This is a genomic window from Paenibacillus mucilaginosus 3016 (assembly GCF_000250655.1).
Classification (GTDB): Bacteria; Bacillota; Bacilli; order Paenibacillales; family NBRC-103111; genus Paenibacillus_G; species Paenibacillus_G mucilaginosus.
The window spans coordinates 1,271,234-1,296,649 of record NC_016935.1; the positions used below are offsets into that span (position 1 = coordinate 1,271,234).

Annotated in this window: 27 protein-coding genes; 16 read left to right on the top strand and 11 right to left on the bottom strand. The window is 56.9% G+C overall.

Going from position 1 to position 25,416, the window contains the following annotated elements; translation table 11 throughout:
- Positions 1-105 precede the first annotated feature (105 nt).
- Both PM3016_RS05790 and PM3016_RS05795 read right to left on the bottom strand, forming a co-directional pair.
- A complete protein-coding gene (locus PM3016_RS05790; RefSeq protein WP_013917418.1) occupies positions 106-1,704 on the bottom strand; it encodes a motility-associated ABC transporter substrate-binding family protein in 1,599 nt (532 codons plus the stop codon).
- A gap of 145 nt (positions 1,705-1,849) precedes the next feature.
- Positions 1,850-3,100 (bottom strand): DUF2515 domain-containing protein, encoded by a 1,251-nt coding sequence (locus tag PM3016_RS05795; protein WP_013917419.1) that lies wholly within the window; start codon positions 3,098-3,100, stop codon positions 1,850-1,852.
- Positions 3,101-3,242: 142 nt separating this feature from the next.
- Between PM3016_RS05795 and PM3016_RS05800 the strand changes: the two genes are divergently transcribed.
- Positions 3,243-4,835 (top strand): copper amine oxidase N-terminal domain-containing protein, encoded by a 1,593-nt coding sequence (locus PM3016_RS05800; protein ID WP_013917420.1) that lies wholly within the window; start codon positions 3,243-3,245, stop codon positions 4,833-4,835.
- A gap of 511 nt (positions 4,836-5,346) precedes the next feature.
- Here the strand turns inward: PM3016_RS05800 and PM3016_RS05805 are convergent.
- Both PM3016_RS05805 and PM3016_RS05810 read right to left on the bottom strand, forming a co-directional pair.
- Positions 5,347-5,547, bottom strand: a complete 201-nt coding sequence (locus PM3016_RS05805) for a type II toxin-antitoxin system antitoxin (RefSeq protein WP_014368735.1) — start codon at positions 5,545-5,547, stop codon at positions 5,347-5,349.
- Between the two features lie 11 nt (positions 5,548-5,558).
- Positions 5,559-6,404: an SPFH domain-containing protein gene (locus PM3016_RS05810; protein WP_013917422.1), complete on the bottom strand. Its 846-nt coding sequence runs from the start codon at positions 6,402-6,404 to the stop codon at positions 5,559-5,561.
- Positions 6,405-6,497: 93 nt separating this feature from the next.
- Between PM3016_RS05810 and PM3016_RS05815 the strand changes: the two genes are divergently transcribed.
- From PM3016_RS05815 to PM3016_RS05835, 5 genes are all read left to right on the top strand, one after another.
- Positions 6,498-6,902, top strand: a complete 405-nt coding sequence (locus PM3016_RS05815) for a thioredoxin family protein (RefSeq protein ID WP_269083261.1) — start codon at positions 6,498-6,500, stop codon at positions 6,900-6,902.
- A 270-nt stretch (positions 6,903-7,172) separates the two neighbouring features.
- The gene (locus PM3016_RS05820; RefSeq protein ID WP_014368736.1) at positions 7,173-8,123 is read left to right on the top strand and encodes a COX15/CtaA family protein; all 951 of its coding nucleotides are present in this window, start codon (positions 7,173-7,175) and stop codon (positions 8,121-8,123) included.
- A gap of 92 nt (positions 8,124-8,215) precedes the next feature.
- A complete protein-coding gene (locus tag PM3016_RS05825; RefSeq protein WP_014368737.1) occupies positions 8,216-9,193 on the top strand; it encodes a DMT family transporter in 978 nt (325 codons plus the stop codon).
- A gap of 142 nt (positions 9,194-9,335) precedes the next feature.
- Positions 9,336-10,091: a Cthe_2314 family HEPN domain-containing protein gene (locus PM3016_RS05830; protein WP_014368738.1), complete on the top strand. Its 756-nt coding sequence runs from the start codon at positions 9,336-9,338 to the stop codon at positions 10,089-10,091.
- A 78-nt stretch (positions 10,092-10,169) separates the two neighbouring features.
- A complete protein-coding gene (locus tag PM3016_RS05835; protein ID WP_014368739.1) occupies positions 10,170-10,982 on the top strand; it encodes an SDR family oxidoreductase in 813 nt (270 codons plus the stop codon).
- An 89-nt stretch (positions 10,983-11,071) separates the two neighbouring features.
- Here the strand turns inward: PM3016_RS05835 and PM3016_RS05840 are convergent, their stop codons facing one another.
- Positions 11,072-11,320, bottom strand: coding sequence for a NifU family protein (locus PM3016_RS05840; protein WP_013917428.1), 249 nt, complete (start codon positions 11,318-11,320; stop codon positions 11,072-11,074).
- Between the two features lie 80 nt (positions 11,321-11,400).
- Between PM3016_RS05840 and PM3016_RS05845 the strand changes: the two genes are divergently transcribed.
- Positions 11,401-11,655, top strand: a complete 255-nt coding sequence (locus tag PM3016_RS05845; RefSeq protein WP_013917429.1) for a YuzB family protein — start codon at positions 11,401-11,403, stop codon at positions 11,653-11,655.
- Here the strand turns inward: PM3016_RS05845 and PM3016_RS05850 are convergent, their stop codons facing one another.
- The gene (locus PM3016_RS05850) at positions 11,656-12,720 is read right to left on the bottom strand and encodes an NAD(P)/FAD-dependent oxidoreductase (protein WP_013917430.1); all 1,065 of its coding nucleotides are present in this window, start codon (positions 12,718-12,720) and stop codon (positions 11,656-11,658) included.
- Between the two features lie 29 nt (positions 12,721-12,749).
- A complete protein-coding gene (gene mqnE / locus PM3016_RS05855; RefSeq protein ID WP_013917431.1) occupies positions 12,750-13,850 on the bottom strand; it encodes an aminofutalosine synthase MqnE in 1,101 nt (366 codons plus the stop codon).
- 543 nt (positions 13,851-14,393) lie between these two features.
- Here mqnE and PM3016_RS05860 point away from each other — a divergent pair.
- Both PM3016_RS05860 and erpA read left to right on the top strand, forming a co-directional pair.
- A complete protein-coding gene (locus tag PM3016_RS05860) occupies positions 14,394-14,591 on the top strand; it encodes an aspartyl-phosphate phosphatase Spo0E family protein (protein WP_014649595.1) in 198 nt (65 codons plus the stop codon).
- Between the two features lie 125 nt (positions 14,592-14,716).
- Complete coding sequence (gene erpA, locus PM3016_RS05865) at positions 14,717-15,076, top strand: iron-sulfur cluster insertion protein ErpA (protein ID WP_013917433.1); 360 nt, start codon at positions 14,717-14,719, stop codon at positions 15,074-15,076.
- A gap of 251 nt (positions 15,077-15,327) precedes the next feature.
- Here the strand turns inward: erpA and PM3016_RS05870 are convergent, their stop codons facing one another.
- Entirely contained in the window at positions 15,328-15,624 is a 297-nt protein-coding gene (locus PM3016_RS05870) for a magnetosome magnetite crystal formation protein family (protein ID WP_013917434.1), read from the bottom strand.
- A 318-nt stretch (positions 15,625-15,942) separates the two neighbouring features.
- On the opposite strand from PM3016_RS05870, the gene sda reads away from it, so the two are divergent.
- Entirely contained in the window at positions 15,943-16,098 is a 156-nt protein-coding gene (sda, locus tag PM3016_RS05875) for a sporulation histidine kinase inhibitor Sda (protein ID WP_013917435.1), read from the top strand.
- Between the two features lie 102 nt (positions 16,099-16,200).
- Here sda and PM3016_RS05880 read toward each other — a convergent pair whose 3' ends face one another.
- Positions 16,201-17,187 carry an NAD(P)/FAD-dependent oxidoreductase gene (locus tag PM3016_RS05880; RefSeq protein ID WP_013917436.1) on the bottom strand — a complete coding sequence of 329 codons (987 nt, stop codon included), beginning with the start codon at positions 17,185-17,187 and terminating at the stop codon, positions 16,201-16,203.
- A gap of 425 nt (positions 17,188-17,612) precedes the next feature.
- Between PM3016_RS05880 and PM3016_RS05885 the strand changes: the two genes are divergently transcribed.
- The 3 genes from PM3016_RS05885 (at position 17,613) to PM3016_RS05895 (ending at position 20,775) form a co-directional block, all read left to right on the top strand.
- Positions 17,613-18,803, top strand: coding sequence for an NAD(P)/FAD-dependent oxidoreductase (locus tag PM3016_RS05885; protein WP_014368741.1), 1,191 nt, complete (start codon positions 17,613-17,615; stop codon positions 18,801-18,803).
- 3 nt (positions 18,804-18,806) lie between these two features.
- Positions 18,807-19,079 (top strand): hypothetical protein, encoded by a 273-nt coding sequence (locus PM3016_RS05890; protein ID WP_013917438.1) that lies wholly within the window; start codon positions 18,807-18,809, stop codon positions 19,077-19,079.
- Between the two features lie 169 nt (positions 19,080-19,248).
- On the top strand, positions 19,249-20,775 hold the full coding sequence (locus PM3016_RS05895; protein ID WP_014368742.1) for a glycosyl hydrolase family 18 protein: 1,527 nt from the start codon (positions 19,249-19,251) through the stop codon (positions 20,773-20,775).
- A 78-nt stretch (positions 20,776-20,853) separates the two neighbouring features.
- Here the strand turns inward: PM3016_RS05895 and hemQ are convergent, their stop codons facing one another.
- Positions 20,854-21,600, bottom strand: a complete 747-nt coding sequence (hemQ, locus tag PM3016_RS05900; protein ID WP_013917440.1) for a hydrogen peroxide-dependent heme synthase — start codon at positions 21,598-21,600, stop codon at positions 20,854-20,856.
- A gap of 436 nt (positions 21,601-22,036) precedes the next feature.
- Between hemQ and PM3016_RS05905 the strand changes: the two genes are divergently transcribed.
- From PM3016_RS05905 to dnaI, 3 genes are all read left to right on the top strand, one after another.
- Positions 22,037-22,321, top strand: coding sequence for a YuiB family protein (locus PM3016_RS05905; protein ID WP_014368743.1), 285 nt, complete (start codon positions 22,037-22,039; stop codon positions 22,319-22,321).
- Positions 22,322-22,507: 186 nt separating this feature from the next.
- Entirely contained in the window at positions 22,508-24,016 is a 1,509-nt protein-coding gene (locus PM3016_RS05910; RefSeq protein ID WP_013917443.1) for a replication initiation and membrane attachment family protein, read from the top strand.
- A gap of 43 nt (positions 24,017-24,059) precedes the next feature.
- Positions 24,060-25,016, top strand: coding sequence for a primosomal protein DnaI (dnaI, locus tag PM3016_RS05915; RefSeq protein ID WP_013917444.1), 957 nt, complete (start codon positions 24,060-24,062; stop codon positions 25,014-25,016).
- Between the two features lie 95 nt (positions 25,017-25,111).
- Here dnaI and PM3016_RS37815 read toward each other — a convergent pair whose 3' ends face one another.
- The gene (locus tag PM3016_RS37815) at positions 25,112-25,261 is read right to left on the bottom strand and encodes a hypothetical protein (RefSeq protein ID WP_013917445.1); all 150 of its coding nucleotides are present in this window, start codon (positions 25,259-25,261) and stop codon (positions 25,112-25,114) included.
- Between the last annotated feature and the right edge of the window lie 155 nt (positions 25,262-25,416).

The following is a 25,416-nucleotide window of genomic DNA, read 5'->3' on the forward strand; positions in this document are numbered from 1 at the left end:
TGCTGCCGAATCACGGCCGGGGGCGCATCCCTTGATGGGCTGAGGCAGCCGCCTTTCTTATCCCGTGCTGCACCTTAGGAGCGATTCGCCTCTACTGGCGGATCCTTACGGCAGCGGCTCCGCAGGCACGTTGGCGATCGTCACCGCTTCGGTGAATTTCGCCGAGCCGTTCTGGCGCAGGCGCAGGTTGGCCGCACCCGAGACGTTCGGGTTGATCTGCACATTCACGATTTTCTCGGCATGGCCGCTGGAATCGGCCGTAAACGAGAAGGTGGAGCTGTAGCCGTAAGACGTCGGCCATGTGCCGCTGCTGTTCTGCACCTTGGCCACCTGGGTGCCCGAGCTGGTGTAGATGCCGAGATCATAGCCGGAGACCGTGCTGCCCGGCGTCAGGCCGTTCAGGACGATCTTGATCTGGAACACGGCATTGTTCGGCAGCTGCGCCTGATGCACGAAGCCGTACGGGTTCGTCGTGTTGCCGCCGCCGCCCGAGGTCGTACCGGCCCCATAGGAGCCCGCCTTGAACGTCGCAGGATCCCACCACTTGTAGCCTGCGGCCGGAGCGGCCCAAGGCTCGGCCTGAGGCTCCGTGGAAGCGGAAGGCTGTTCCCAGCTGTAGAGGGCCGTAGGCTGGTCGAGGGTCAGGCCCGGCACCTGGTTCAGCGCCGTGTAGCTCTCCTTGGCCGCCAGCCAGTTCACCATGTTCACGAGCAGTGTACCGTCGTTCTGCTCCTTGAACCCGTCGTATGTTCTCTTGGCTGTGCCGGTCTCCTCCCGCAGGTACTTCGGCGTAGCATCTTCCACCGGCGAAGAGTCGCCGATGAAGGCCGCCTTGCCGGCGCCTACCTTGGCTACAGCGGCATAAGGCCCTTCGGCTTTACCGCCGCCGTTATAGACGCCCTGATCCACAGCATTGCTCCACTTCGCCGTGGTTGCGGGGAGGTACACGATGCCCTTGGCTTTGTTCCCGTCGATAATCGCGAGGGTGGAGCCGGCATGCATGGCCACTGTAGAGACGCCGCTCGTGATACCGAACGCCTGGGAAGGGGCGACGATGCTGTTCGCCGTCACATCGCCGATCGCGTTATAGCGGAACCGCACGCCGAAGTTCGACGCGAGCCAGTCGGAGCTGGCGACGCCCTGCATGGCGGCCGAGGAGGCTTCCTCGGAGCTCATGCCCTTGGCCGGGTTCGTCCAGGCGCCGCGGCGGTAACCGTTGAACACTTCCGAAGAATCCCAGCGGTTCTTGTTGCGGTCGGCGTTATAGTGGTCTGCAATGAAGAAAAGCGAGCCGCCGCCCTGCACGTATTGCAGCAGTGCGGATTGTTCGGAGGTTTTGTAAGGAATGTTGGCTTCGCCGAGCACGACGACGTCGTAGCCCGACAGGTCGCTGAGTACGATCGGAGTGGACTTCCGGAGCTCCTTCACATAGTAGCCCTTGCCCGCCAGCGCGCCGGCAAAATCGGAGAAGGCTCCGTCGATCACCCAATCGGCGGCGCCGGCCGTCTGGCCGTGCGTGTTGTCGAAGAGCACCTTCTTGCCGTTCGGGGAGGCCGGGTTCAGCACCGGGGCCGGGTCGTTCGGACCTTCCGCAAGAGCTGCCGAAGGCAGTGAGATCGCAGCGGCGAGTCCGCCGGCCATCATCCAGCCGCCGAGCCTGCGCAGCAGCTTTTTCGTATGTTTCCACTTCAATTTCAACTTCATCTTCCTCCTAACGTTTCGCTCATTTGGATAATTACGGCAAATGCCTTGTCTTTGTCCATCGTACCATACGAAAGGAGGCTGTGGTTTTAATCTTTTATAAAGGTGGGGCAGGCCGCTCCGAACCTGTTCGTTATCCCGGGCACACTCACTCCAGCAGGTCCCCAGCGAGCACGGCCAGCTCGATTCGTCCAAGCCCGGCACCGTAGGCCTGGGTCATCTCGAAGGAGGCCGGCGGCTCGATCGTCCGGAAGAAGTCCAGCACCTCGGGACTCCGGAACCAGTCCCCGGGCTCCGGAGGGGCAACGGGCTGATCGTTCCAGGCAGCCTCCAGCGGCGGGCTGTACAAGGGCAGCGCCCCGGGACGCAGGCGGCAGCCGTCCAGGCGTTCCTTGAGCTCCCCCCGCGGCACCGGGGGGCTCAACCGGCGTGCGGAGAACAGATGGGGCCAGAAGTCGGCGCGTGAGCCCGTATGCGGCTTCCCGGAGGCGAAGCGGAGAATGCCCTGATGCACGGAAGGCAGGCCGAAGAGGATGCCGTACAGCTTTTTGCCGACCTCGATGCGTTCCTTCCTGCTGCTGAAGTCTTCCAGGATCAGGCCGCCGAGTCGGATCAGACGCCCTTCCTGGTAGGGGAAGACAACCTGATTCAGCTGGAGGACGGACTGGGTATGAAAGAATAGTGTGTCCAGTACGGTACGACGGAAATGGGGGTGGCGGACAACGCGGTCTTCGATATAATGCTGTTCGTTCACGATCAGTCCAATCGTCAGCATAATGGGGCTGCGCTCCTGCCAGAACTGCTCCCAGACCCCGCGCATGAACCGGGACACGCCGAGATGAGGCAGCAGGTGAAACAGCGGACGGCGCTGCCGGAGGCTCTCCTCGTAGAGCAGCAGCTGGGGATAAGCGTCGCCGAAGATCAGGGCGTTGGCGCGTTCGAGGAACGCGAATACATTGCGCCGCTGTTCTTCGCTGAGCAGGTAGGGAAGCAGCTCGCCCTGCAGATCCGTCATGCACCACCCGCCGTTGCGCGACACCATATGGGCGAGCAGCGCCCAATGCAGCTCCGGATGACGGCTGTACATCCGGCGGTAGGCTTCCGTACGCGTAACGTTATTGAGGTTCAGCCGGTCCGTCTCCCTGCGGATCCGCTCTACAAGTGTCCTGTCTGCGGGTCCCGCTGAGGCACCGATGGCCGCTGCCGGGGTTTGAAGCCGGCGGCGCAGGGTCTCAACAGAAGCGGCGTCTACCTCCAGCGGGCGGGAGGTGTGCAGCATGTGTTTCTCGTAATCTTCGGTATGCAGCTTGGCTTTCATCCACACGACGGCCTCTCCGGGCCACTCCACTAGCTTCTTCAGTAGGTCCTTTCCATTCCAACGGTGGTTGCCGGCAGTCACGTCGCTACCCCCCTACAGGTACCTCTCGATACAGTTTGTATACTTTTTTGTTCCAGAAGTGCAACGTTTTGGATTTTTGTGCGTACTAACAGGTATGAAAGAAATGCATTACTTTTTATTCTTATGATTCCAGGAGGTTTGTATGAAAAGGAAAAATTGGAGCATGAAGCTCAGTGCCGTCATGGCCGGTGCACTGCTTGTCCTTGCAGGCTGCCAGCCTGTTTCGAATGTCGATGTGAACAAGGTGATTAACGGTTCGTTCGCCGTGAAGTCGGGCGAAGGCCGTTCGACGGTGGCTCTCGAGCTTACGCCTTCCGCGTCGTCCACCCAAACGCCGGAAGAGAAGAAAGCATTCGAGCTGCTCAGCAAGCTGAAGCTCGACATTACCGAAGCGAAGACTCAAGACGCGCTGCATGCCTCCATCAAAGGGAACCTGGAATACTCCAAGGGCAAAATTCCATTCCACCTGGAAGTCTCCGAGACGGACTACATACTGTGGCTCGAGGGAGCCAAGAAGCCGATCGTGTTCAAAAGTAACGCGGCTGCCTTCCCGCAGGGCGCACCCGGCGGCGTTGAGCTGTCCGAGAAGCTGCAGAAGCAGATCGAGGAGCTTGCGAAGAAAGCGGTTGAGGAGGCACCGGGCCTGGGCGGCTTCTTCGTGAACAACTTCCCGAATCCGAGCAAGATCACGGCCGGACAGGTGACCGAGACGGTCTATGGGGAGAGCTTATCCCTGACGAAGGTTCATGCCGAAGTGTACGGCACCGAGCTGGTTACGCTCATCAAGGGCTTCCTGACGAACGTGCTGGCGGACGATGCCGGCTTGAAGGAGTTCATCGGCACGCTGTATGACCTGTATGCCCCATTCGTGAAGACGATCCTGGAAGAGCAGAACGAGGCGGGCAGCGAGCAGATGAAAGCGGCAATCGAACCGTATCTGAACAACAAGACGCTGGCTGTAGAATTCCTCCACACTTACATCAAGACCAGCCTGCAGCAGGCGATCGCACAGTATGACCAGACGGTAGCTTCCATGACGGAAGGCGGCGGGGAAGCCCTGAAGCCGATCCTCAGCGACAAGCACTGGATCAAGCTGGACCTGTGGGTCGACAAGGACTACCTGCCGCGCAAGTCGGCCTTCGAATGGAACCTGACCCTGCCTGAGAACGGCAGCAGTGCCATTCAGGGGATCAAGGTGACGAGCACCTCGGAGAACTGGAACCTGAACAAACCGGTGTCCGTATCCAAAGTGGACGTATCGGATGGCGTCACCGAGTGGGAGCCGTCCAGCCGGATCACGGCAGGCAAGCTGCTCGCCGCACTCGAGCCGAATTCGGCGCTCTACAAGCTGCTGAAGGATGACCTGCACGTAACGCGCAAGAATATCCGTCTGGCTGCCGCACCTGCGGGAGAGGTATACGGGACGCAGCCTTACAATGATAACGGCACGGTCATGGTACCGGTCCGCTTCGTAACCGAGCAGCTGGATGCAGATGTGAAGTGGAACGGCGAGACGAAGCAGGTCACGATTACCGATCCGCTCAGCGGCTCCATCATCGAGCTGACGATCGGCAGCACGGAAGCCGTCGTCAGCGGCAAGACGCTGACACTGGAGAAGCCGGCGCAGCTCGTGAACAGCACCACTTACGTGCCGGTGCGTGTCGTCTCCGAGGGCATGGGCGCGGATGTGGCCTGGGAGCAGGAGACCCAGACCGTTGTAATCACCCGCGAATAGCCGCATAAGACGATCCCATAAAAAGCAGCAATGCCAAAAAGCCGTACCTGAGGGTGCGGCTTTTTTGTTGCACGTTGGTTCCGTGTTCGTGGAATTTTCTCTGGACATGTTCGTTACAGCTGCAGGGGGAGCATCCTTGCCCATGGAGTTCGGCCGCGTGAGATTCATGTTCATGCCGCAGGGGAAGGTAGGGGGGCCTGACACGGTCGGAAGCTAGGCAGAGGGGGGGCGTCCCGGACCCTCAGAGGCAGGAGACTCTTCAACGCTGCTGTTCACCTGCCGGATCACGGCGAAGTCCTGCCGCCCAGCGGTGGCTGCATCTTCTCCTTCTGTGAACGGAACCGCCCTGAGTCTCTTCGTGCCTTCCTGCGGATAGGCAGGGCAGGCACATCCCGCTGCCGAACCGTACCGCGGCGGTTGGCCGCATGGGCCGCGGCACGTTCAAACCGAACAGCCCCTGTGATCCCGCTCCGCGGGGATCCAGGGGCTGTTCGGTTTGCAGCTGCAGGGCTTACGGCGCTCCGTCCGGGTCCTGCTCTTCTTTGCGGGCGGCCGGCCGGGCGGAAGGCACTCGGCCGGCGCGGATGGCGGCTTCCCGCAGGAGGAATTCGATGTGTCCGTTGACACTGCGGAACTCATCCTGCGCCCAGCGCTCCAGCACCTCATAGAGCTTGGGGTCCAGACGGAGGGGGAAATTTTTCTTGGGTGCCATGGCAGGAGGGGTCAGTACAGACTGCCCGTATTGATGACAGGATTCGCGGAGCGGTCGGATACGATGGCAACGAGCAGGTTGTTGATCATGGCGGCCTTGCGCTCTTCGTCGAGCTCGATGATGCCTTCCTGCTGCAGCTGGGCGATCGCCATCTGGACCATGCCTACGGCGCCTTCGACGATCCGGCTGCGTGCGGCGATGATGGCGGAGGCCTGCTGGCGCTGCAGCATGGCGCTGGCGATCTCGGTCGAGTACGCGAGGTGGGTCAGACGCGCCTCAAGCACTTCCACGCCCGCAACAGACAGCCGATCCTGCAGCTCCCGGCTGAGCACCGTGGCAACCTCGTCGGAGTTCCCGCGCAGCGAGTACCCGCTGTCGTTGAAGGCGTCGTAAGGATACTTGCCGGCGACATGGCGCAGAGCCGTCTCGCTCTGAATCTCGACGAACTGCTCGTATTGGTCGACGTCGAAGGAGGCTTTCGCCGAATCGACGACACGGAAGACGACGACCGCGGCGATCTCGATCGGATTGCCTTCGATGTCATTGACCTTCAGCCGGGCGCTGTTGAAGTTGCGCACCCGCAGGGATACTTTCTTCCGGACGGAGAAGGGCACCGTCAGCCAGAAGCCGCTCTCCCGCAGGGTGCCGGCATAGCTGCCGAAGAAGGTGACGACGATGGCCTGGTTGGGCTGCACGATGGCGAAGCCGGACAGGATGGGGACGGAAGCGGCTATGAGAACGACGCCCAGGACGGGAAGGGTCTCCGTAATCATCAGGCTGAGACTTGCAGCATAAAGCAGCACGACGAGAAGAATACCGGCAAAGCCGCTGACGGTCCAAGCTTTTCTTTCTTGCATAGGGGGTTCGCTCCTTCGGTATTAGGATGATACTGATATGATATCACTTTTTGAAATAAATGTAAACCTGATCTCTGTCTATCTTAGCGTTGATTGACAGCTGCTGCAGGGAATGCTACCCTAAGGCCAAACAACAGAAGGTGGTGCCCGTTCATGGAACAAATCCGTACCGAAGAAGCATTCAGGGAGAAGGTCGGCGCCTCCAAGCTGACCATAGCGGTATTCAAAGCGACATGGTGCAAAGACTGCCATTTTATCGACCCGTTCATGCCCCAGCTCGAAGAAGCTTACGCCGACAAGCTCAAGTTCATCCATGTAGACCGCGATGACCTGCCGGACCTCTGCTCGGAGCTCAATATTCTTGGCATTCCCAGCTTTATCGCCTTCCGCGACGGCAAGGAACTGATCCGATTCGTCAGCAAGCTCCGCAAGACCCGGGAGGAGATCGAAGAGTTCCTGGACCGTGCCGTCCAGGTATCCGAAGCGCTTCCCCGTTAACGCCGAGGGTATGTCATCAGCCAGCCCAAAGGCCCGCCGGAACTCTGTTCCAGCGGGCTTTTTTTCATGAATACCCTAATCTGTTTCGTTTCTATGAACACTCAGCCGCGCCAAATCCTTCTTTCAGAGCTTTGTAACAATTGCGCATGGATTCCGATTCTGTTTATCGCTATAATGTAGAGGAGTCTTCAGGCTTGTCAGTTGTTGTCGATATTCGTACGGCATAAGACACAAGCAATGAAAATGAAGCGGAGCGGGTGAGGTAAGCACATGATGAATATACAGAAGAGGCTCAAGCAGTTGTCCTTCGCTTCCATGGCCGGCATGTTCCTGATCCTGGTGATGGGTGCGCTCGTGACCAAGACGGAATCGGGGCGCGGCTGCGGTGACGATTGGCCGCTGTGCAACGGCAAGTTCGTGCCTGCTTATACGATTGAATCCTTCATAGAATACAGCCACCGTTTTGTCGTGGGTGTGGTCGGTCTGATCCTACTCGCCACCACGATTCTGGTGTTCCTCTACAGCAAGCGCAAGGATGCCAAGTGGTATGTCGGCGGGGCGATGCTGTTCACGGTGCTGCAGGCGATTCTGGGCGCCATGGCGGTCGTATGGCCGCAGTCTTCGGCTGTACTGGCGCTGCATTTCGGTTTTTCGCTGCTTTCCTTTGCCTTCACGCTGCTCCTGTACCTGGTGTTCACCCGGTTCGGGGAGGCGATGAACCAGGGGGGACGCACCAGGCTGTCCGCCGGTATCCGGTGGGCGGTCTGGGGGGTTCTTATTTACTCCTATGTCGTGGTCTATTTGGGTGCTTTCGTCCGCCATACGGAAGCGGTGGGCGGCTGTATCGGCTGGCCGCTGTGCAATGGCGAAGTGATCCCTGAGATGGTGGGAGGGACCACGGTTGTCTTCATTCACCGCGTAGCGGCGGCACTGCTCGGCCTCTCGATCCTAGCGCTGTTCCTGTTTATTCGGACGCAGGCGTCACCGGGCAGCGCGGTTTACCGAGCGGCCTTGTACTCCCTTGTTCTTGTCATTCTTCAGATTCTCAGCGGCGGATTCGTAACGCTCGCCATTGGCTACGACATTTACCTGGTCGCGAGCCTGCTGCACGCCGTGCTTGTATCATGTCTGTTCGGAGTCCTCTGCTACCTTGGCATAACATCTCTTTATACTGCGGAACAAAGCAAACTTCAGGCTTACGCGGCTCCCCGGCTGCCGTAAGCCTTCTTTTTTGCAGAGGTCTGCGCTATAATACATGAAAACTGTTCCGGAGACTGACCGGACCGCTTCACTTCAAGGGAGGAACCGTCACCATGCAGGAGAGCACACCGGGATCACGGCTGCTGCCGCACCTGGGTTTTGTCATTGTCTATGTGCTGTGGGGGATCAATATTTGTTCGATGAAATTCGGAGGCCAGCAGTGGGATCCGCTCGTATTCGGCGCCCTGCGCTACGCCTCCATTCTGCCGTTCCTGTGGGCGTACACCTGGTGGTATTACCGCAAGCACCGGGGCCGGCTCAAGCTGCAGATCGCCCCGCGGGATCTGCTTCTTATCGCGCTGCTTGGCGTCGTCTCGGCGGTCGGGATGGAGGTTGTCCTGCAGTATGCGCTGCAGTACTCCAATTCCGCCAACGGCGCGGTCCTCGGGCGCGGCTTCATGCCCGTCATCACCGCGTGTATCGCGCTGCTGCTTAAGGATCTGCGGCTGACGCCCTCGGTGATGGTCGGCATTCCGCTGGCACTGGGGAGCGTTATCCTGATCGTCGCCGGCGGACCGGAAGGGTTCCACCTCGGACCGGAGTCGCTTCGCGGAGACCTGCTTCTGCTGCTCCGCAGCTTCCTTGGCGCCCTCTACCTGATCGGCATGAACAAGCTCGTCGGCCGCTATCCGCTGACCCTGCTCGTCTCGCTGGAGATGACGGCAGGGGCTCTGGCACTGCTGCCGTTCCTCTTCCTGAACGCGGATCTCGGCTATCTCCTGTCCCGCTCGGATCTCGCCTGGCTGTCCCTGGCCTACACGGCCCTGTTCGCGACCTTGATCGGCTTCTCCATCCATAACTGGAGTCTGGCCCGTCTCGGGCCGTTCAAGGCCTCCGTCTACGGCTATCTGCTGCCCGTCACAGCGGCCGCCGCAGGCTACGTCCTGCTTGGGGAAGAGCTGGGCTGGAACCAGTACCTGGGCGGGGCCGGCGTCCTCTTCGCGATGTACCTGGTCCAGCGGGACCGGATGCAGCTGCTGAAGGCTTCTGTGTCTGCACCTGCCGCCGCCGGTACGGATAAGCCTGCCTGACCCGCGCGAGCGCCCCGGAATCGTCCGAACCGAGAAGCTCCTCTGCCTTGATGCAGCAGGAGCTTTTTGTTTTCACCCCGCTCGTTTTCGGGTATACTACCTTGACATCTTCCTACACTACCAGAATACGGAGAACTGACTTATGCTGAGAGCCTTATTCGGAGAACCGCCCCGTCAGGAGACGGGAGAGCTGCAGAAGGCAAACCAGGCGATCCGGGAGTATCTGGAGAGGCTGGCCACGGTTCCTTCCCCGAAGCAGTCCCCCCGGGAACGCAAATTCATCATCTGGTGCCAGAGCTTCCTCCGCGCGATCGATGAGCTGGAGCAGAGCCAATATGCCGCGGCCCAGTACGGCCGCCGGGTGAGCAGCCCCTATATCGATCAGATGACAGTGGAAGAGCATATGAATTATCACCGGCATGTGTATTTCTACAAGAATGCGATTATCCGGCTGTTCGCGATACTGGACAAGCTGGGGTACTTCATGAACGAGCGCTTCGAGCTCCGGACGGAGCGGATCAAGACCCGCTTCTCCTATTTCACCGTGCTGCGGAACATGCATGAGAACGGCCTCTACCGGGACCTCGAAGAGATGCTCTACGAGCTGAAGATGAAGCATAAGGAGCCTATGACCCGGCTGCGCAATCAGCGCAATACGGAGATTCATACGATCAATGCGGATCTGCTCGACGACCTGATGGAAGCGGAGCAGGCCCAATTCGGAGACCGAACCCGGCTCGAAACGGAGGATATCGAAGGGAACATGAAAGACCTGGATGAAGGCTGCCTCATGACATTCCGGGCTGTGGCGACCGCGTTCCGTTATCTCGTCCATCCTCCGGCGGCCGAGGAACAGAAGGCCAGAGAGCAGGCGCGGGAGAAGGGAAAGCAGAGTTGAATCCCTTCCGGGCATCCACTATACTTTGGGATGAGACAGTAGCAAGATGAGCCATGTGGAGTCCGGAGGTAGGAGTCAATGGAACACGATAGAAGAACGGCCCTCATAACCGGAAGCGCCAAGGGGCTCGGGAAAATGACCGCACTCCAGCTGGCCGATCAGGGATACAATCTCGTCATTAACTATGTGCACAGCGAGCGGGAAGCGGAGGAGCTGAGCGGGCTGATCCGGGCCAAAGGGGCCGAGTGCCTTGCGGTGCAGGGGAGCGTGGCCCGGCCGGAAGACCGGGAGCGGCTGGTAAAGGAAGCGGCGGACCGCTTCGGAACCATCGACGTGCTCATCAATAACGCAGGGCCCTTCATTCGGGAGCGGAGGCTGTTCCGCGAATACGGAGGGGATGAGATCACGGAGCTGATGCAGGGCAACCTGCTCGGTGTGATGCATCTGGACCATCTCGTCATTCCCATGATGCGCCGCAGGCAGTGGGGGAGGATCATTCACTTTGGCTTCGGCCACGCTTCCGAGGCCCGCGGCTGGCCCCACCGGGCGGTCTATGCCGCGGCGAAGGTCGGACTGGTGTCCTTCACGAAGACGCTGGCTGTAGAAGAAGCGGCAAGCGGAATCACGGTCAATATGATCTGTCCGGGGGATATCCGCGGAGATAACAAGGAGCGGATGATTCACGAGGTAGAGCACATCCTCGATGATGAATCGCCGAGGGGACGCCCCGGTACGGGGGAGGATATTGCACGGGTCATCGCATTCCTCTGTCAGGAGCGTTCGGACTTTCTTACCGGTAATATCGTGGACGTATCCGGCGGTCTCGATCCGATCCGGGCGATGATTCCCCGCACCGCGGGCAGCGCCGGGAAGGCGGACATAAGCAAATAGCCCTGCGCTTCCGCAGGATGCTGCGGGCACAGGGCTATCGGCCTTGAGTATGAACGAGGGCGGGCTTGACGGTGATCAGGCCCTCCGGATTAGAATACCTGCATAACCTCTTGAATGCCTTCGACTTCCTCGAGCAGGGCACGCTCGATCCCGGCCTTCAGTGTGATGGTCGAGCTTGGGCAGCTGCCGCAGGCACCAACCAGACGGAGCTTCACAATACCGTCTTCGACGTCAACGAGTTCAACGTCGCCGCCGTCACGCTGAAGAAACGGACGCAGTTTATCTAGAACTTCAAGCACCTCGTCATACGTCGTGCTTTGCTGTGTATTTTCGCTCATTTGCATCATCTCCCTTCTTTCTTATATTATATTACAAACCGTCTTAAATTAAAATGGCTCAGAGGCAGGCGAGCAGGGATATGAGACCCATTATTGAATTTTGCACGAACAATATGCATCACGGGACCGCGAAGCTGATGAAGAAGCTCGAAGAGAATCCCGATTATGATGTGATTGAATACGGATGCCTGGGCAACTGCGGCGAATGCTACCTGGCGCCCTTCGCTTTGGTGAACGGCGAGATTGCCGCCGCTCCGACGGCGGAAGAGCTGGAGGTCCTTATCGCCCGGAAAATCAAAGAGATCGAGGATATGCTCGATCTCTTGGGCGGCTGATCAGCCGAGGTGGAATTTGGACATCCACAGGACGCCGCTTTTGAGGGCGCGGGGCATTTTGCCCGTCATGACGGTCCGTTTGCCCATCAGGCCGAAGCCCGATTTTTTGCCGAGTGAACCGAGAACTCCCTTGAGCTTGATTTTGCCGAGCCGGGGAGTTTCGTTTTTCCATAAAGCTTGAAGTACTTCCGCGACCTGCTTCCCCTGCGCTTCGGCGGCTTGGCCGCTCGGAGAGAAGGGAAGCGACGCACAGTCGCCCACGACATAAACGTTGGTGTAATCCGGAAGCTGATGGTATTCGTTAATGGTTAGCCGTCCTTGATTGTCTTTGGGCAGATCGAGCTGCTGAACGATCGGGCTTGGCTGAATGCCTGCGGTCCAGATCGTCATGTCCGTATGGATAATCTCCTGCTGGTTGTACAGCAGCCCGCTCTCCAGTCTGGCCAGAGAGACATGGGTGCGCATCTCGATGTCGTGATCCGTCATCCACTCCCGGACGAAGCGCTGCAGCTTCTCAGGGAAGGGGGAGAGAACGCTCGCTCCACGGTCGATAATCCGGATGTTGAGATCCGGACGGCTCTCGCGCATCTCCGCCGCCATCTCGACCCCGCTGAGTCCCCCGCCGACAATGGAAATCTGGCCGTAGGGTGCGATGTCGTTGGCACATTGATACGTCTTGCGCGTAGAAGACAGGGATTGAATACTGTGAGAGTATTCCTGAGCACCCGGGATATTGTGGTATTTGTCCACACAGCCCAGGGCGATGACCAGCCAATCGTAAGAGAGGGGTTCATCGTTATCGAAACGCACGAGCTTATTCTCCGGATCGACGGAAGAGACTTCCCCATATTTCAGGATCAGTCTCGGATCCACCGGGAACGACACCCGGATGTCCTTGTCGGACACGGTTCCAGCGGCCAGAGCGTAATATTCCGTTTTGAGGCCCTGGTACGGCATACGGTCGACGAGGATCATGACCGTATCCGCAGGCAGGTCCCCGTCCAGCAGTTCCTGGGCTACGGTCAGACCGCCGTAGCCTCCGCCCAAAATCACAAGTTTTTTCATAGCACGGCAAACCCTTTCTGTAGTACGTATTAATAAACCTTAATCTCGTTATAGAAGGTGTCTCTTTCTACCGGGATCCGTCCGGCTCCCTTGATCAGGAAGACGAGCTCATCCCGGGTGAGGCCTTCCGGAGACAGGGCTCCCGCCGCGTGGGAAATACGTTCTTGAATAATGGTGCCATGCGCATCGGAAGCCCCGAAGTTCAAGGCGATCTGTGTCAGCTGTGTCCCCAGGTTAATAAAGTAAGCCTTGATGTGCTGGATGTTGTCCAGCATGAGCCGCGAGATGGCGATGGTCTTCAGGTTGTCGGTTGCCGATACGAAGCGCTTGAGGCTCGCACCGCTGGCCGGCTGGACCGCATTCGGAATGAAGACCATGAACCCGCCGGTCTCATCCTGCAGCTCGCGAAGGTAGATCATATGCTGAATGCGCTCCTGGAGCGTCTCGATCGAACCGAACAGCATTGTGGCATGCGTCTTCATGCCGAGCTTGTGCGCCGTGCGCTGGATTTCGAGCCACTGGTCGGTCGAAGCTTTGTCCACCAGATGCATCTTCTTGCGGTACCGGTCCGAGAGAATCTCGGCGCCGCCGCCCGGCATCGTGCCGAGGCCGGCATCCATCAGCTGCTGCAGGACCTCTTTATAACTTACCCCGCTCAGCCGGGAAAAAAACTCAATCTCTGCTGCGGTATGAGCTTTGATAGTAATGTTCGGGTAGCGCTTCTTGAGTGCGCGGATGTTCTCCAGGTAGTACTCGAACGGCACATTGGCGTTATGTCCACCGGTGATATGAAACTCCTGAAGGCCCGGATGGTAATGCTTATCGATGTACTCGAACATCTCCTCCGGAGACAGCGTGTAAGCCCCAGGCTGTCCTTCATCCCGGCGGAAATGGCAGAAGGCACAGTGCTCTTCGCAGACATTGGTAAAATAAAGGCTCATATTATCCACGAAATACACTTTCTTGCCGTTCTTGCGCAGGTTGACCTGATTGGCCAATTGACCGATGGTTGGCAGGTCGTCCGATTCATACAAAAATACCCCGTCTTCCAGGGTGAGACGCTCGCCGTGCTCGACTTTCTCGGCGATTTCAGCCATGCGTCTGTCTTGGCCGCTGATGATGGTGCTCATAAACAAACCCACCTCCGTTAACTGGATAAGCGTTCAATCGAATGAAAAACGGTGTAGAACGCGGTATGAGAACTGCAGGAAAAGTACGATAGGGTTATAGTGTATCCCGTGAAGCCGCACGTATTTGCGCACAGCGGCCGGCCGGCGGTTCGATCTTAATTGCAGAGAGGAACCGGGCCCGGCATAACGGTACTTTTCAAAAACACAATATTCCTATTATAAACCTACCACTTGTAAGGGGCAATACAGGAATCGACAAATCGAATCCGCTTGCCGCGGTACTACGGTACAGCAACCCTGCATCCTGCTCCCCCGGAGGAAAGGCGGGAGTTCATGGAGATAAACGCCTTTTTTGAGGACGATGCGCGTTTATTTCAATGATCAGATAACGGAAACGGGCTATTGTGAGTTATACATTCCGATCTTTCAAAAAACTGGGTTTCTTCCTATTTTCAATGGGGGTTGTTTCTAGTATACTTACTTCTTAGCAAATCAGAAGCTGAATTGAGCTTGGCAGGCGTTTATCATACATAAGGCGGTGCGGTGTTGCTGGTCCCGGGTTCTTTCGATCTGCAATCAAGCATTTCCCTTGAGATCGAGAAACTCAGGGAGCGGCTCGTCTCGCTCGGCATCCGTTTCGGTCTCATGCATCCGGAAGTGCAGGAGTGCAGCAGGCAGTTGGACGAACTGCTGCTCCAATATTACGAAATTGTCCGTCATCACAAGAACAACCCCTCTTGAGCCGCGCGGAGGGAAGGAGTATAATTTGGAGTAACGGATGGAATGTTCTCGATCCGCTTATTCTAGAATATCAGCGGACCTCCCTGGTCTGACGGCTTGAAATACCTTAAGGAGGTAGATGAATCATGATTACAATCAGCGAATCGGCTGCCGATAAAATCAAACAAATGCTGGCTGCGGAGGAAGCGCCTGACCTGTTCCTGCGCGTTGGTGTCAAGGAGGGCGGCTGCAGCGGCTTCTCCTACGGCATGGGCTTTGACGATGACCAGCATGATGAAGATAAAGTCTTCGATATCCACGGGCTGAAGGTGGTTGTCGACAGCGAGAGCTCCAAGTATCTCTACGGCGTGGAGATCGATTTCCAGGAGTCCGGCATGGGCGGCGGCTTCACCATCAACAACCCGAACGCCGTGGCGTCCTGCGGCTGCGGATCTTCCTTTAAGCCCGCAGGCTATGAAGGAACTCCGGAGAAATGCGACGAGTAACCCGTGAGCAGGTTCACTTCTACTTTTAGCTTGATCGATGGGCTTTCTGCTCACTCCCTTTTGAGGGGAAGGAGCGGAAGGCCCTTTGTTTCCCCTTAATTGGTGAATAATTTCACAATTAGCTGTGAAATAAATCACTTACTATTTGAGCATAAAGGAAACTCCATCATTTGTAAAGACGGTTTGCAGCAAAAAAATAAGGGAGACGGCGTATTCCGGCCGTCTCCCGCTGCGACTGTGGGGCCGCAGTGTTACCTTTCGAGCAGCACCTGAATTCCTTTGACCACGTTGTAGACGATCACGAGACCATACAGAATGGCGACAAGCACCCCGAACAGGAACAAACCGGTGAAGGTAGGTGCAGCGAGCCAAATGATCAGCAGAAGGAACAGGGAGAAAAAGGGCAGGATGTGCGAGATCAAGGCTTTCTTGGCATGCTGGCGCACTTCGTAATCGTTCGAGATAAAGTAGACGACCGCGGGAATCAGGAATCCGGCGAAGAAAATACTGAAGTAGCATAGAGCGGCGGTGATTTTACGGGTGTCCATAGGGTTGGCTCCTTTCATATATAGAAGCGGCGGGATGCAGAGTAATACGGCGGCGGAGAAAGGGAGTTGCAGGGCGGGAGCCCAAAATGGAATCTTTCAATCACAAGAATGTGATTATACTTTTTTATCGGAAAAAGGGCTTACAAGCCTGTGTATAACCTTGTCCACAATACCCCCCGTGTTCTACTTGGTATTAACCAGTTATTAACATGCTATACACATGTTGTACACAGTAAATTGTGGATAAGAGGAACGCTTGTTCTAATGTGGGGTGCATGATAATATGATGGTACTTTAAGGAATAAGGTGATTCTTCCCATGAAATTGATTAGCAATGAGATTTTGGTGGATTCTTATTTCAAAGCCATCAGCCTGAAGCTGGAAGATGAATTTGTAGAGCTGCTCCTTGAGGAAATTCAACGCAGAGAGATCAAGTTAGACTACTATAAAGATGGAGACGCCCAGGTGAGCTGATGCCTGGGTTCTTTTCTTTCTTTGTACAGGGGCGGGGAAGGAGAGGCAAAATAAAAAGTGCCCTCATCCGAAAGACGAAGGCACCTGTGCATCATTTCGTTATTACATTTTCATGTTGGAGCTGTGTCCTGGGGACAGCTTCGCCGACGGGTCGATGTAAACCTTGGCGTTGTTGATGGCGGTTGGCGCTTCACCGAAGCCTACAGCGATGAGCTTCAGCTTGCCCGGATAGGTCGTGATATCGCCGGCTGCGAAGATCCCGGGGATGTTCGTTTCCATGCGGGAGTCGACGACGATCGAACCGTTCTCGATGTTCAGGCCCCACTCGGCGATCGGGCCGAGCGAAGAGACGAAGCCGAAGTTCACGATGACGGCGTCCACTTCGTGAAGCGTTTCTTCTCCGCTCTTCACGTCCTTCAGCGTAACCTTCTCGATGCGGCCTTCACCCTCCAGCTTGGTGATCTCCGTCGGGGTGATTACCTGCACCTTGGAGTTCATGAGGTTCTCTACGCTGTGCTCGTGGGCACGGAACTTGTCACGGCGGTGAATCAGCTTCACGGATGCCGCAATCGGCTCCAGCATAAGCGCCCAGTCGACCGCGGAGTCGCCACCGCCGCTGATCAGCACGTGCTGGTCCTTGAATTGGTTCAGATCGCTTACGAAGTAATGGAGGTTCTTCTTCTCATAGCCTGCCGCTTCCGGAAGCTCCAGTCTTCTTGGCTCGAACGCACCAACGCCGCCCGTGATGATGACCGCCTTGGATTGGTGCGTTCCTTTGTCCGTCGTCACTTCGAAGAGACGCTCATCCTTCTTCTCCACCTTGAGCACTTTCTCTTCGAGGCAAACCGAAATAGGGAAATGCTTCATCTGATTGTGCAGGTTGTTCACGAGCTCCTGCGCCGTTACCTTCGGGAAGCCGGCTACGTCGTAGATATACTTCTCCGGATAAAGGGCAGCGAGCTGGCCGCCGAGCTGCGGCATGCTCTCGATAATTTTGACCGATGCCTGACGCATCCCGCCGTAGAATGCCGCGAACATGCCCGCCGGGCCTCCGCCCACAATAATAATGTCAACCACTTCGCTGGTCATGATGAAATGATGCACCTCCGTTACATGTTAATCCACTACATTATAATCGGACTCCTTAGGGTATGAAAATACGAGTTCCTTTTTTCACGTGAACGATATAATTGATGTGGGTGATAATTTATTTTGATGGGCATGCGCGGAGCGGGATGGAAAATGGCCTTCAACACTAGATAGATTGCCGATTTACGCGGGTTTTTAATCAAAATAAAGCTTGCTATTTCACACGTATCATTATATTATTTCAGGTGAATTGGTTAAAACTGTTTTCTAAAACGCACTTGACAAGCTTATAATTTGCGTTAAAGAAGTGAAAAATAGGGAGAAGAAAACCTATTTTTTGTAATCGTTTGTGTAAAAATTCACAAATTGTTTTGGCAGTTCTTATAAAAATAGAGAAAATCTACTGTGATGGAAGGGATAGAACCATGAGTCGAATTCCTAGAATAGTCATTTTGGGAGCAGGATACGGAGGCATTGTAACGGCTATTCGCTTGCAAAAAGAGCTGAATTACAATGAAGCGGATGTAACGTTGGTCAATAAACATGACTACCATTATATTACAACTCATCTGCACATGCCGGCCGCGGGTACGGATAACCCGGAGAACGCGCGTGTCAATATCTTGAAGCTGATTGATGAATTCAAAATCGACTTTGTGAAATCTACTGTGGTCCAAATCCGTCCTCAAGAGAAGAAGGTCATTCTCGAGGAAGGTACGCTGTCTTACGATTACCTGGTGATCGGCCTGGGCGGGGAGCCCGAAACCTTCGGGATTCCGGGGCTGAAGGAGTATGCGCTCAATATCCGATCGATCAACAGTGTCCGGTTTATCCGCGAACACATCGAGTATCAGTTCGCACGCTTTAAGCGCGAGCCATCCCGTACCGACTACCTGACGTTCATTGTAGGGGGCGCGGGCTTTACCGGCATCGAATTCGTCGGCGAGCTGGCTGACCGGATCCCTGAGCTGTGCAAAGAGTTCGACGTGGATCCGTCTCTCGTAAAAATATACAACGTGGAAGCTGCTCCAACGGCTCTGCCGGGCTTCGATCCGGAGCTTGTGGAGTATGCGATGAACGTGCTCAAGAACAAAGGTGTTACGTTCAAGATTGCGACAGCGATCAAGGAATGCACGCCGGAAGGCGTCGTTCTGGCTACGGGCGAGGAGATCAAGTCCGCAACGGTCATCTGGACCGGCGGTATCCGCGGCAACCATATGCTGGATGAAGCGGGCTTCGAAACGATGCGCGGACGGATCAAGGTGGACGAAACGCTGCGTGCGCCGGGACACGAGAACGTCTATGTGCTTGGAGACTGTTCGATCGTCATGAGCCCGGAGGGGCGTCCGTATCCTCCGACAGCCCAGATCTCGATGCAGCAGGCGGATGTCTGTGCGCACAACCTGGTGGCCCAGATCCGCGGGTCCCAGCTGAAAAGCTTCGAATACAAGCCGAAGGGGACAGTGGCCTCCCTGGGACGCGGCGAAGCGATCGGAATTGTCGGCTCCAAGAAGATCAAGGGCGGCACGGCGGCGGTCATGAAGAAGATCGTCGACCTGCGGTACCTGTACATCATCGGCGGCATTCCGCTGGTTCTGAAGAAAGGCCGTTTCTAGAACGTGAGGCACTGCAGCGTCCAAGTTCGGGGGCTTCTGACCCGCGACGAACTGGACCGCTACAACGCGCTGATCGATGTGGGCCACTACCTGGAAGCGCAGGACCGGTATGACCTGGTGCATACCGTCCAAAAAGAAATCGATATTCTGATTCTCCCCGCCATCGAGCGGCTCAAGGAAAAATCCCGTCAGCGCGACCGGGATACCGAAGAGTATCTGCGCCGCAAGGAGATTGAACGCCAGATGGCTCTCCTGGAAGCTGAGGACGAAGAATAGCAAGTGCAGCGAGCCCTGTTTTACCGGTACTCCGGTAGCAGGGTTTTTTGCATGTGATCCTACCCGGGTCCTGATATCACTTTTGGAATCAACTGCTTGTATCTTTCTCCCGAAGTTTCTCTTACTCTAGTGCTATCAAGCTACATATTCTACTAGAGGAGAAAACATCATGAGGAGAAGGTCCATCCTGGCCGCATCGCTTGCCCTGCTGATGCTTGGCTCGCTGACGGTTCCCGCAAATAAGGCGAAAGCGGTTACCGGCAAGATCGTTCTTGGCTATTACAACGTCTATTATTCCGGAGATACCCAGTCGTACAACTCGGTCTCCAGCTACGGCTCCTATTTTAACTCGATGTCCACGATGACGTTCCATGCGGATGCCTCGGGGAACATCACCGGCACGGCGCCATCCAGCGCCATCACGCTGGCCGCATCGAAGGGCATCCAGTCGTTCGCAGCGGTCACGAACCAGGCGAACGGCGCATTCTCCTCCTCTGTGGCACACGCGATCGTCAGCGACCCGGCGGTCCGCACGAACGCGGTCAACCGGATTCTGAGCACGGCCAAGGCGAACGGGTACCAGGGTGTGAACATTGATTTCGAAGATATGCTGGCTTCGGACCGTCCTTATTTTAATCAATTCATCAGCGAACTCTCCTCTGTCATGCGTGCCAATGGACTGAAGACGATTGTTTCAGTGATCGCCAAAACCAGCGATATGCCTACGAGCGCCTGGTCCGGGGTATATGATTACCATACGCTGGGGCAGTACGCGGATCTGATCCAGATCATGACGTATGACCAGAACGGTCCCTGGGGCGCTCCCGGCCCTGTAGCCGGACTGCCGTGGGTGGACTCCGTGCTGAAATACGCGGTAACCCAGATTCCTTCAAGCAAAATCATGATGGGGCTGCCGGCTTACGGGTATGACTGGAACACCACGACGAATACGGGGCACAAAGCGGTGGCGTGGAAGAATGTGCCTGCCCTGCTGACGAACAACGCCGCTTCCGTGAAGTGGGATTCCGTGCAGCAGTCTCCTTATGCGACCTATACAGCGGCTGACGGCACCTCCCATACCATCTGGTATGAGAATGCGGACAGCATCCAGGCGAAGACGCGTCTCGCGGGTACGTACAACCTTGCGGGCGTGTCGATGTGGTGCCTGCGTCTGGAGGACGAGTCGTTCTGGAAGGCCGTGCAGGCAGGCTTGGGTACGACGGCGTCTACGACGAGCCCGACAACGAGCACAACGACCACGAGCACGAGCCCGACGACAAGCACGACGACCACGAGCACGAGCCCGACGACGACAAGCACGACGACCACGAGCACGAGCCCGACGACAAGCACAACGACGACGACTACCAGCCCAATGACCAGCACGACGACACTCACGCCGAGCAAGTCTGCTTATGCCGCCGGCGAGACGGTATATGTAACGGCCAAGGTCACCGACTCGTCCGGCAAAGGGGTCTATGGGGCGTCCGTGACGCTCTCCGTGACGCTCTCCGTGACCTCACCAACGGGTGCGGTGACGAAGTACACGGGCACAACCGATTCCACCGGAGTCAAAAAGTTCGTGATCTACACGTCGAAGAAAACGGTGAAGGGCACTTATAAAGCCCAGGCGGTAACCGCCGCTTCGACGAAGATTGCCACAAGCTCGGCAGCTGCCTCTTACATCATTAAATAATAGAAGAAAGCCGGATGCCCTTGGCGGGACATCCGGCTTTCTTGTATTCCTCTGCAGAGCGATGCTTAGCCTCTCCGATTACAGCTTCAGCATAGCGGCCATCTTCTCCTGGTTGAGCAGGTTGCCCACATAGAAGTCGCCGAACTCGCCGAAGCGCGCGCTGGTCTCGTCGAAGCGCATCTCGTGCACGATCTTCTTGAACTGCAGCGGGTCCTCCGCGAACAGCGTGACGCCCCACTCCCAATCGTCGAGGCCGATGGAGCCGCTGATGATCTGCTTCACTTTGCCGGCATAGTTGCGGCCGATCATGCCGTGGCCGCGCATGAAGTTGCGGCGCTCTTCGGCCGACAGCATGTACCAGTTGTCATTGCCTTCGCGGCGCTTGTTCATCGGATAGAAGCAGATATGCTTCGCCTTCGGCAGCGTCGGCTTCAGGCGGGCAAGGATGTCCGGATCCTGCATCGGATCGGTGCCGGGCTTCGCCATGTAACCGCCGAGCTCGACTACGGACACATACGAATACGTCGGTACGGTGACCTGGGCGAAGATCGTTTTGTTGAACTCGGTCTCCAGTTCGTTCAGCTCATCCAGTGTCTCGCGCAGGTGCATGAAGACGAAGTCCGCCTTCTGCCCGACGATCGAGAAGAACGCGGTGCTGCCCTGCTTGGCGTCTTCCGTGTCCTGGTAGCGGCGCAGCAGACCGTACAGCTCGTCCTCTGCGCGGCCTCTCTCCGAAGCGGTCAGGCTCTTCCAGGCGTTCCAGTCGATCGCGCGGAAGTCATGCAGGCAGTACCAGCCTTCCAGGGTGTTGATGACTTCACTCATGGGGATCTCTCCTTTGTATGTAGGGGGATAGGTTGCTCCGACAGACAGTATTTCTTGCCTCACCATTGTAGCGAAAAGCGCCCCAAAGGGCAAATAAACCCAGGTGAAGATTCTCTGAATTCTTGGGCGGAGCAGTGGTGCAGGGTAAACATTGGATGGGCTCCTGCCGATATATTCTATAGAAGAAAGAGGGGGACTGCCGCATGCGGACGATCAGCACATTTCATCTCGGTATTCTGTGGGGAGTCCTCCTCAGCCTGCCCTTGTGGGCGGCGATCATCGGCTGGTTCAGGCTGATCTGGTCGCTGCTGGCCGGGTAGTTCCCGTACGAAGCCGGGAATTTGCCGCCGTGAAAACGAGTTCAACAAGCGTTCACTTTACCCTGATGCCGTTTTTTTATACAATGGGACCATAAGGATAAAAGGGAGTGTTCGCCTTGCTGCAGTTGATTATCGTAACCGTGCTGCTGTTCGTTCTCTTCTTCGGGCTCGGTTTTATACTAAACATGCTCATGAAAACCACCTGGTTCCCGATCTACGGGTACATTGCCCTGGTCATCGGGCTTGTCGTCTACTGGGGCTGGGGGACCGGTTCACTGGCCTCGAACCTCTCCGAGTACTCGATCGTCGACTATGTTCCTGCTGTCGGAGGTCTCATCGGGGCGGTCCTGAGCGGCTCCACGATCAAGTACCTGCGCACGAACGGCTACAAAATGTTTTAATGAACTGCGGATACAGCATGCTTTCATGAACGTTGGACGACGGGCCCTGCCTACTAGGCGGGGCTTTGCTTTTCAAATAAACGAGCACCCTGGACGCCGCTCCTTCTTTTTCCTCCTACAAGGATAGACCCGCCTATGCTAAAATGAAGAGTAAGACTCAACACACGGATGGGGTTTTGACCAGAAATGCGGATTACAAATGGGCTCCACTTTAGTGAATATCACCGCTTCTGCGTGCTGCGCGATTTCTCGCTGAGCCCCTTGGACTACAAGGTGCTCGCGACGATGTACCAGCCGATGATCGGTGCCTACGCGGTCGCCGTCTACCAGACGCTCTTCCAGCAGCTGCCTGCGGACAAGGTCGGATGCTCGCCTATGGAGCAGCAGCGCAAGCTCTTCATGGCGCTCGAGCTCGAGTCCGGGGAGCGGGGCCGCCAGCAGTTCATCGAGATGACGTCGAAGCTCGAGGCGGTCGGCCTGCTGAAGACGTGCAGACGGTTTGCTGCCGCTTCGGAAGACTATGTTTATGAATATACGCTGTTCCCGCCGCTTCCGCCGGGCGAATTCTTCCGCAACCAGCATCTGACGCTGCTGCTGAGGGACAAGGTCGGCAAGTATACGGTATTCGCTCTGCGGGACGACCTCCTGATGCCGGCGGCCGAGGATCTCAAGGATGCGAACACGGAGAATCTCTCGGTTCCGTTCTACGATCTGTTCCGGCTCAATACGCAGGTGATCGACTACGAGCTGGAGCAGGCCTTCTTCGAGGCATCCGCTGCGGGGGCTAAGGAGAGCAAACCGGAGCTGGCTCCGAAGGGCTTCCAGTACGCGGAGATCATCATGCACTTCCCGAGCTATTCGGCGAACCGCGAATACGTGGAGCAGCTCAAATATGAGCCGGAGCAGATGGCGACGCTGAATTTCGTGGCGAAGAAGTACAACCTGTACCTGACCGACCTGTGCCGGCTGCTCGATGAGGACGGGGTGTTCGACGAGCGGGGGCAGATCAATCTCGATCTGCTGCAGGCGAAGGCCAACCAGACCTTCCTGGCCGACCGCAAGCGCAGCGACGAGCGGAAGCTCGTGCTCGCCAAGATGGAAGGCACGAAGCCGAAGTCGGATCAGGCCGCGGGAGAGGCGGACGGGGAAGCCTCGGGCGACAAGGTCGTCGAGATGGAGTTCTATCTGGAAGTGCCCGACAAGTTCGTGGGCGAATGCAACCAGCATCAATACAACTATATTCTGCGCAATGAGCCGTATACGTTCCTGCTCGACATGATCTTCTCCAATGGCTCGGTGCCGACGAAGCTGCTTGAGATCATCGCCGAGATCGTGCTTGTGAACGGACTCCCGGAACCGGTGATTAACGTACTTATTCATTATATTTATGTCAATAAAAGATCTTGGTCCAAATCGTCGATCGTCGTGACCGCTACCGACATGCTCGGCAAGCAGGTCACGACGTTCGAAGGGGCGGTCCAGTATATCCGGGAGCAGGAGAAGTTCCAGCAGCAGCAGAAGGCCCGCGGGGCGGCGGCAGCCGGCGGCGCGAGTGCCAGAGGAGGACGCGGGCGACAGAAGCCGGTGATCCCGATTGTGAAGGAGACGGCGCCGAAGAAGCTGTCGGCGGCCGAGCAGGAGGAGCTGCGGCGGATGGCCGAGCAGCTCGACAGACAGCGCATCCGCAAGGAGTAGCGGCGTGAGAGGAACAAGGACATCTTGGGAGAGGTGAAGCCGGATGGAATCGCTAGGGGAATTGCTGAGCAGAGGGCAGGGACGCAGACTGCTGCAGCAGGCGGAGGACAAGCTGCGCGAAGTGGCGACCAATCCGCTGATCGTGAAGCTGCGGCAGAAGCACCCGCAGCTCGATTATCAGACGATGAAGCTTAACCTGAACAAGCTGCATCAATATGTGAAGGAATACGAGAACTGTTCGAACTGTCCGGGGCTGGGCAGCTGCCCGAACGACATGCAGGGCCATTACTCGATGCTCTCGGTGGAGCCGGGGGAAGACCGGACCCGTGTGCATGACCAGAAGGTGGCCTGTAAGAAGTTCGTCGCCCACGAAGCCCAGCAGGCGGTCCGCAAGCGGATCCGCAGCTTCTATGTGGACGAGCGGGCGCTCTCCGAGGGTTATTCGACCCTTGAGATTATCGACAAGGACGATGAGCGGCAGCCGGCGGTGCAGCAGCTGCTGCGCTACATCTTCCGCACGCGCCAGGAAGGGCTGCAGAAGACCGGCCTGTACCTCGAGGGGCACTTCGGGACGGGCAAGACGTTCCTCATGTGCTACATGCTGCATGAGCTGGCGCTCGACGGGTTCACCGGGGCGATCGTCTATATGCCGGATTTTGCGGAGGACCTCAAGTCGATGTTCAATGATCCGCTGAGGCTCAAGGAGACGATCGACATCCTGAAGGAGACCGATCTGCTCGTCTTCGACGACATGGGGGCGGAGAACCTGAACCCTTGGCTGCGGGACCACGTCATGGGCGCCATCCTCAACTACCGGATGAACCGCAAGCCGACCTTCTTCACTTCGAACCATGACCTCGATGCCCTCGAGAAGCACTTCAGCTTCACGAGCAAGGACGGGGACGAGGAATTCAAAGGGCGGCGCATCATGGACCGGATCCGGCCGTTCGTGGAAGTCGTTTCGGTGTCCGGCTATAACAAGCGGGGCTCGGTCTCCTGAAGAACCGCCCCCTGCTGACCGGCAGGGGCCGGCATACAAAAAAGCCTCTTTCGCCCAGCGGGCGGAAGAGGCCTTTTTATACTGTTCAGGAATCGTTACTTGACCAGCAGCGAGATGACCGTTGCCGCAACACCGATCAGGAAGAGGATGATGAAGAATACGCCGAAACCCATGGCCGTATCCATCAGATCGTCCCGGCCTTCCTCATACACGTGCAGCTCCGGGTGTTTCGGATCGTTCGTCATGACAAGTACCTCCTTGACACACATATAGAATTAGTATACCCAAATTTCAAGAGGCATGTAAAGGACAGGAAGTGACAATTGTGCAAACTTTGGTCCGGTTGAAATGTGGGACTGATGTGGTATACTTTACATGTTGACTTTATTCCGCAAAAGGA

Coding starts and splice junctions, on each gene's coding strand:
- PM3016_RS05790 (WP_013917418.1), bottom strand. CDS start 1,704: ATGAAGTTGAAATTGAAGTGGAAACATACGAAAAAGCTGCTGCGCAGG.
- PM3016_RS05800 (WP_013917420.1), top strand. CDS start 3,243: ATGAAAAGGAAAAATTGGAGCATGAAGCTCAGTGCCGTCATGGCCGGT.
- PM3016_RS05805 (WP_014368735.1), bottom strand. CDS start 5,547: ATGGCACCCAAGAAAAATTTCCCCCTCCGTCTGGACCCCAAGCTCTAT.
- PM3016_RS05810 (WP_013917422.1), bottom strand. CDS start 6,404: ATGCAAGAAAGAAAAGCTTGGACCGTCAGCGGCTTTGCCGGTATTCTT.
- PM3016_RS05820 (WP_014368736.1), top strand. CDS start 7,173: ATGATGAATATACAGAAGAGGCTCAAGCAGTTGTCCTTCGCTTCCATG.
- PM3016_RS05825 (WP_014368737.1), top strand. CDS start 8,216: ATGCAGGAGAGCACACCGGGATCACGGCTGCTGCCGCACCTGGGTTTT.
- PM3016_RS05830 (WP_014368738.1), top strand. CDS start 9,336: ATGCTGAGAGCCTTATTCGGAGAACCGCCCCGTCAGGAGACGGGAGAG.
- PM3016_RS05835 (WP_014368739.1), top strand. CDS start 10,170: ATGGAACACGATAGAAGAACGGCCCTCATAACCGGAAGCGCCAAGGGG.
- PM3016_RS05840 (WP_013917428.1), bottom strand. CDS start 11,320: ATGAGCGAAAATACACAGCAAAGCACGACGTATGACGAGGTGCTTGAA.
- PM3016_RS05845 (WP_013917429.1), top strand. CDS start 11,401: ATGAGACCCATTATTGAATTTTGCACGAACAATATGCATCACGGGACC.
- PM3016_RS05850 (WP_013917430.1), bottom strand. CDS start 12,720: ATGAAAAAACTTGTGATTTTGGGCGGAGGCTACGGCGGTCTGACCGTA.
- mqnE (WP_013917431.1), bottom strand. CDS start 13,850: ATGAGCACCATCATCAGCGGCCAAGACAGACGCATGGCTGAAATCGCC.
- erpA (WP_013917433.1), top strand. CDS start 14,717: ATGATTACAATCAGCGAATCGGCTGCCGATAAAATCAAACAAATGCTG.
- PM3016_RS05870 (WP_013917434.1), bottom strand. CDS start 15,624: ATGGACACCCGTAAAATCACCGCCGCTCTATGCTACTTCAGTATTTTC.
- sda (WP_013917435.1), top strand. CDS start 15,943: ATGAAATTGATTAGCAATGAGATTTTGGTGGATTCTTATTTCAAAGCC.
- PM3016_RS05880 (WP_013917436.1), bottom strand. CDS start 17,187: ATGACCAGCGAAGTGGTTGACATTATTATTGTGGGCGGAGGCCCGGCG.
- PM3016_RS05885 (WP_014368741.1), top strand. CDS start 17,613: ATGAGTCGAATTCCTAGAATAGTCATTTTGGGAGCAGGATACGGAGGC.
- PM3016_RS05895 (WP_014368742.1), top strand. CDS start 19,249: ATGAGGAGAAGGTCCATCCTGGCCGCATCGCTTGCCCTGCTGATGCTT.
- hemQ (WP_013917440.1), bottom strand. CDS start 21,600: ATGAGTGAAGTCATCAACACCCTGGAAGGCTGGTACTGCCTGCATGAC.
- PM3016_RS05910 (WP_013917443.1), top strand. CDS start 22,508: ATGCGGATTACAAATGGGCTCCACTTTAGTGAATATCACCGCTTCTGC.
- dnaI (WP_013917444.1), top strand. CDS start 24,060: ATGGAATCGCTAGGGGAATTGCTGAGCAGAGGGCAGGGACGCAGACTG.
- PM3016_RS37815 (WP_013917445.1), bottom strand. CDS start 25,261: ATGACGAACGATCCGAAACACCCGGAGCTGCACGTGTATGAGGAAGGC.